This window comes from Candidatus Magnetaquicoccus inordinatus (assembly GCF_004217665.1).
GTDB lineage: Bacteria > Pseudomonadota > Magnetococcia > Magnetococcales > Magnetaquicoccaceae > Magnetaquicoccus > Magnetaquicoccus inordinatus.
The window spans coordinates 1-6,449 of record NZ_RXIU01000208.1 but is presented as its reverse complement, the minus strand read 5'-3'; the positions used below and the strand labels follow the sequence as shown (position 1 = coordinate 6,449).

The following is a 6,449-nucleotide window of genomic DNA, read 5'->3' as shown; positions in this document are numbered from 1 at the left end:
CACCAGCCGTACTGGCAACAAGCTGCTTTTCTCGCCCGATCCAGGCTTTGACTACAACCCTGGCAAGGCGTGGGCACAGTTCGACACCAACAACACAGGCAAAACCAAAAGACCACCTATAGAGGTCGCCCCCGATCAAAAAACCTGGAAAGATCTTGGATTGCAAGACATCCGCAATATCCCGAACGAGCAAAGACCGCCACCCCCGGAACTACTGCCAAAAGCGCATGATCTGGAGAGCGCCTTGGCTCAATTACGCACAGCCTTGGGCGTTTCAGAAGCCAATCCGCTACGTACAATCGAAACCCCGGTGGATCCGGTTATGGTGCGCAACGAATGGTTGTCACATCTTGTGGAAAAACGTCCACATGCTCGTGAAGAATATGCAAACTTCATTCTGCCTACGCTGACCAACCCTCACGAAGTCTGGCTTACTCGGTATATCGACGGCAGTTACCGCAAACACTATATCGGGATTTATCAACATCAGCAGGATTTATTGATCATCGTGCAGGAAAACACAGACGGCAGCCTGTTGTGGAACATCATCCGCACCAAGGATGCAAAAATCAATGGCAAAAGGAAGGGGGAGCTATTGTGGCCAAAACAGTCAACAAATACGGCTGGGGGCTAGAGGCGCACGGCGGAACGGGCATCCAATACACCCTCAGCACAGTTATCGCACCCGCCTGCAACCATACTGATCCCCCCAAACCGCAATTCATTATATGAGAACCTTATGACTGACACAATCAAAATCAACGTCGGCGACCAAGCGATCAACTCCTATTTGCAGAGACTCCAGGCCATAACTGAAGACATGGCGCCAGTCATGCGGCGGGTGGCCGGCATCATGAAAGAAGCTGTGGAGACAAATTTTAGCGTGGGTGGCCGCCCATCTTGGCACCCACTGACCAAAGCCTATCTGAAGCAAAAGAAAGAGGCAAAATTTGGCGATAAGATCCTGATTCGCACTGGACAACTGCAAAGATCTATTACTGCAAGCTATGGCGCAGACTTCGCGATGGTAGGAACCAATCTTGAGTACGCCGCCATTCATCAATTTGGCGGCGACATCACCATTCCACCTCATCGCCGAGAGGTGTATTTCCATCTTAATCGCCGGACAGGCGAGGTGGGCAATAAATTTGTTAAAAAAGCGAAATCCAATTTTGCGCAGGAGGTGGACCATCCAGGTGGCCGCATCACCATACCCGCCCGCCCCTACCTGCAACTGGCTGTTTCCGATCTGGAGACAATACGATCAATCGTACAGCAGGCGATCACGAATCCCTCGTAAAAGCGGGGGTTGGGGTGTAGCGAGCACCCCAAACCGCAAGACCATCCTTGCACGACCAACTGGCCAGTTTGGCCGTCCCGCACCACTGCGTTGTGGCGGGAGCAGTATAAAGGTAAAGCAATGGTAAATGAAATAGAGCTTCGGTGTGATCATTGCACTCGACTATTGGCGAAAGGAGCAGGAAAAATCAGAATAAAATGTCCAAAATGCAAGACAATGAATTGTTTCAATCACAACCAGGACTCGCACCAAACAGAGCGCCAGAGAGCGCCAATGCAAGGTGTACAATATGGAAATTCAAGGTGAAAAAATCAGAAGCCCGTTGGCGGGTTGGGTGGGTGGAAAATATCTGCTCTCCCGAACCATCGTTCCACTGATTCCAGAGCACCAGTGTTATGCAGAGCCGTTTGCAGGAGCAGCATGGGTTTTGTTCCAAAAGAAACCCTCAAAATGCGAGGTGATCAATGATATTAATGGAGAGGTGGTCAATCTGTACCGGATTGTCAGGTACCATTGGGAAGCGTTTGTAGATTCGTTGCGCTGGGTGTTATCAAGCCGAGAGGAGTTTGAGAAGCTACTGGCAACACCAGCCGGTTCGTTGACCGATATTCAACGGGCTGTCAGGTTCTATTATCTCCACAAACTGACGTTCGGTGGGCGCATAAAAGGCCGCCGCACGATGGGAACGTCATCCATCCAACCATCCAAGCACGATCCGGCCAGATTGCGTCAGGAGATAGAGATGGCGCATTGTCGGCTCTCGAAGGTCACGATAGAGAATTTGCCGTATGGGGAGTTTATCAAGGTGTACGATCGGGTCGGAACGTTTTTTTATATCGACCCGCCATACTGGGATTGTGAGGGGCATTACGGGAGCGGTATTTTTTTCAGGGAGGATTTTGCCAGATTGGCCGACCAACTGGCTGGCATTCGTGGCCGTTTTCTTCTAAGTCTAAACGATGTGCCAGAGGTCAGGAATATTTTTAGCGCCTTTCATATTTCAGAGGTGACTACACGGTATTCGTGCACCGCTGGCCCGCACCCATTGGCCAAGGAGGTACTGATTCAGAACTATTGATTTACCCGAATCGGATCCCGATCAAATCGGGATCCGATTCCCTGCTTCCGATTCGGTTCCGATTGCGCGACTGCGGCAAAAACCCGAATCGGAACTACATATCGCGGTTCTGTTCCGATTCGGTTCCGATTCTGGGCTGCTTTTGTTCCGATTCGGTTCCGATTCTCATCCCCGCAACCAATCGCTGGCCAAGATCATCATACCAAACTAACTTATTGTGTTGTCTTGTTTTGTTTCGTCATTTACACTCAGATCTTCAGCAGTTTTCGCGCAAAACACTATCAAAACAGGTGTCAATCCGATCAAGATCCGCCATTTTCGCCAAAAATAATTTGCATCTCTATTGATACTGGACAGCCAGCAACCTATTGTACCGACTATGGTTTATAGTTCCGATTCATGCGCTTCTGATTCTCAATCTGGGTATCTCCCCACATCATGTCCTATCCAGAGAAAGCGGGTACCTTGCTGCGTGAACGGTTGCCAGTCAAAGTCTCTCGGTTGCTTCTCAAACTTGAGTGAAAATCATGTGCGGCAGATTATAAGCCGCGTCAATCCGCAGAAGGAAACTGAAATGATGTCACAATTTGCTCAGGAGATTCTGACAGGGGCAAACCAGAGTGGGCTGGGCTGCTCTCGTCCGTCAGGAAGGATCTCAGGATCCTTCCTTTTCAATTAATGGAAACGAGAGAATCTCCATCTTGGCCTATCAGAGGCCGTTTTGGAAAGGAATGAATCCACCCCATCAGTATATCCATTTCACCATCGGCCACCATTTAACTGATATAATGTCCCCGTATTTTCGCATTTCACCATCGGCCACCATTTAACTGATATACTGTCCCCGTATTTTCGCCATGTCGCCGTATTTTCGTATCTGTCCCCGTATTTTCGTATTTTATCACCGTATTTCATTATAAGTCGTACATGACAGATTGATTGCCATGGCGCTACCCCTGCAGCATTGTTAATAAACCATTGCATACGGACAAAAAGTCATTTATAATTACGAACAGGATAGACATTGCTCACCTTAAGGATGGAAAAGAGAGCACCATGGAGCCATGCAGAGGCATATTTTTATATTGCCGAACTGGATTTGAAAAAAAGAGTCTGGCACAAGCTTGCTCAAGACAAGCGAGGCCCAGTTGAACGACGAACCTCCCGAACGCAGCAGAGATCTCCTGTTGCACGCGGCCAAACCGGCACACACCACCCAACCGCAGCAAATGCAGCAGGTGCAGGGTCTGCTTTTGCACCACCATCTGCTGGTCTATGATGGTCATCATGGTCGCCATCTCCCCTGTGCGGAAACCATTTTTATCAACGGCAACGCAGTGCTCTCCAGCCTCTCCCTGCCCGGCATCAACGCTCAATGGCCCTTGGCTCTCTTTCCCTCTGCCTCTGCTGGAAGCAGCAAAATCCATCACTAGGTCTGCAACCATTATGAAAAAACTCGCAACAGCCGCAATAATGGCTATTGATTGCCCTACCTTCGTTTCCAGGGCAAGCGCATTTGATAATCGCAGCATTATGGCAAATCCAGGAGAGATCAACGCTCCTGGAAGCATATAAAAACCAGGAATGACCTGAATATTTCTTACTTTTTTACAACATCTTATCGATCATTTTCCAGGGAGTGATACCAATCAAAATGAACGCTGTCGCACTATTGCCCCGCCTCCTGTCAACTCTGCCCATCTTGATCACCCTGCGCGGCTATAAAATCAGTTGGTTGCGCGGTGACATGCTGGCCGGCTTGACCGCCTGTGTGGTGATGATTCCCTCGGTAATCGCCTACGCTGAACTGGTCCATATGCCACCCGTCAGCGGACTCTATGCCGCTTTGGCCGCTTCAGTGGGCTTTGCCTTGTTTGCCTCCTCCCGCCAGGTCATCGCCGGACCTGATGCCGCCATCGGTCTGCTGGCCGGAACCGCCATCCTCCCCCTGGCAGCGGGTGACCCGACGCGCATTCCCGCCCTTGCCGCCGCATTGGGACTTCTCTCGGGAGTGATCCTCCTCCTGGCAGCACGTCTGCGCGTCGGTGCCATCGCCGATTTTCTCTCCAGGCCAGTGCTGATCGGTTACCTGAATGGCGCCGCACTTATCCTGGTCTCCACCCAACTGGGCAAACTGTTCGCCATCAAGACCTCCGGTGAGGAGTTTTTCCCTCTGCTCTTGCAAATTCTGGAACAACTGCCCAATACCCACCGTCCCACCTTTCTGGTTGGCCTTTCCCTGATTCTGCTCATGGTGCTCATGGCACACTTTACACCCCGCATCCCCGGGGCTCTGGTCGTCTCGGCGTTGGCCATTCTGGGAACCTCTGCCTTCGGCTTTGCTGAAATGGGTATCGCCCTGGTGGGCACAGTCCCCTCTGGAACGCCCATACCTGTCATGCCTCACTTTGAGTGGTCCGATATTCCTGCCCTCTCCCCGGCTGCCATGGCCATCGCCTTTCTCGCCTTCTCCGATGGCATCCTCCTGGCACAAGCCTTTGCAGAAAAAAACAGGTATGAAATCAACCCAAACCGTGAATTGACCGCCCTGGGAATGGCCAATGTAGCCGCTGGCCTGCTGCAAGGCTTTCCAGTCTCAGCCAGCTCCTCCCGTACCGCCATCGTCGATGCCAGCGGCGGCAAAACCCAGGTGGCACAACTGATCGCTGCTGCCGGTCTGCTGCTGTTTCTCTTTTTTCTGACCGGCCTGATCGCTCTGCTGCCCCGAGTCGCTCTGGGTGCCATCTTGATTGTCACCGCCCTGGGCATGCTCGAAATCAAGGCCATGCAGGATCTCTATCGCCAGGATCGCTTTGAGTTTTTCATGGCGGTTATGGTGATTTTTGCCATTCTGCTGGCCGGTGTGGTGCCCGGCATCCTCTTGGGACTACTCATCTCCCTGATTGGTGTTATCGTCGAGATCTCCCGACCCGGTGATGCCGTGTTGCGCCGTCTCGGCCCAGGAAAAAAATTTCATGATTTGGGTAGCAAAGGCGCAAGCGGTGAGAGCCTGCCCGGCCTGATTGTCTATCGACTCTATGCTCCATTGATCTTTGCCAACGCCAGACATGTCATGACCAGACTCAGACAACTGGTCGCCGAAGCACCCTCTCCGGTAAAATGGTTGGTGCTCGATGCACAATCCATCACCGATATGGATATTACCGCCGCACAACGTCTCGCCGAACTCTACAGAGAGTTTCGCGAGGCAGGAATCACCCTTAAGGTTGCCGATGCACCCAGACCCTTTCGTCTGCAACTGGAAAAAGTCGGTCTGAGCGATACCCTCGATGAACACCATTTCTATGTCTCTGTCAAAAAAGCCGTAGAAGATTATGAAGCCATGCTCAATCCCGTGCGCGAAATCCGCCTGGTGATCCTGAACGAAGAGCTTGAGGCCGAAACGGGTCGTGAACATCTGCAACTGACCTTTCGACGCGAAGGCTCCAATTTGACAGCTTCCTGCTCCTGCAAGCAGGAGGAAGAGGAAGAGGCTCCCTTCTGCAACCATCGTCTGGCCATTCTGACCGGAGAGTTGACTGAAATCACCCTGTTGGATGGCTCTGCCCGTGATGTAAAAGAGATTCAAAACATGTTGCGCGGAACCGATGTGGAGATGGCGCTTAACTCCCTGCTCCAGGCCGACAAGGCTATGCAATCGCTCAGTCGCGAACTGTTCCAGGCCAAAGAGGAGCTGGGCAAAGCTCTGCGCGATTGATATTGACAGGCAGAATTTTTTCTGATTGGGAAATGTGATGGAACTGTTTATCTTGTTATCGATGATTCTTCTGAACGGACTATTTTCTCTGTCGGAAATGGCTGTGGTTTCCGCACGCAAGGTCCGCTTGCAACAAATGGCCGAAGCAGGTTCCAAAGGGGCACGCATTGCTCTTGAGCTTGCCGCCGATCCCAGTCGCTTCCTGGCCACCATCCAGGTAGGAATCACCACCATCGGTATCATGAGCGGTGCCTATGGCGAAGCTGTCCTCTTAAGCAGACTCACACCACTCTTGGAGCAGTTACCTGTGATCGGCAGCCATGCCGAAGATGTGGCCATGGCCATCATTGTCC

7 protein-coding genes are annotated in these 6,449 nt (G+C 51.7%); all 7 read left to right on the top strand.

Annotated elements, in window-relative coordinates:
* A partial coding sequence (locus tag EJP87_RS17930) for a PBECR2 nuclease fold domain-containing protein (RefSeq protein WP_193771371.1) occupies positions 1 to 634 on the top strand: 634 nt, incomplete at its 5' end.
* A 105-nt stretch (positions 635 to 739) separates the two neighbouring features.
* On the top strand, positions 740 to 1,300 hold the full coding sequence (locus EJP87_RS12925; protein WP_130472288.1) for a phage virion morphogenesis protein: 561 nt from the start codon (positions 740 to 742) through the stop codon (positions 1,298 to 1,300).
* 120 nt (positions 1,301 to 1,420) lie between these two features.
* Positions 1,421 to 1,606: a Com family DNA-binding transcriptional regulator gene (locus EJP87_RS19035; protein ID WP_130472287.1), complete on the top strand. Its 186-nt coding sequence runs from the start codon at positions 1,421 to 1,423 to the stop codon at positions 1,604 to 1,606.
* Entirely contained in the window at positions 1,590 to 2,378 is a 789-nt protein-coding gene (locus EJP87_RS12915; RefSeq protein WP_130472286.1) for a DNA adenine methylase, read from the top strand. The genes EJP87_RS19035 and EJP87_RS12915 overlap by 17 nt, the downstream gene beginning before the upstream one ends.
* A 1,124-nt stretch (positions 2,379 to 3,502) precedes the next feature.
* The gene (locus EJP87_RS12910) at positions 3,503 to 3,811 is read left to right on the top strand and encodes a hypothetical protein (RefSeq protein WP_130472285.1); all 309 of its coding nucleotides are present in this window, start codon (positions 3,503 to 3,505) and stop codon (positions 3,809 to 3,811) included.
* Positions 3,812 to 4,032: 221 nt separating this feature from the next.
* Entirely contained in the window at positions 4,033 to 6,096 is a 2,064-nt protein-coding gene (locus tag EJP87_RS12905) for a SulP family inorganic anion transporter (protein WP_130472284.1), read from the top strand.
* A 37-nt stretch (positions 6,097 to 6,133) separates the two neighbouring features.
* A partial coding sequence (locus EJP87_RS12900) for a CNNM domain-containing protein (protein ID WP_130472283.1) occupies positions 6,134 to 6,449 on the top strand: 316 nt, incomplete at its 3' end.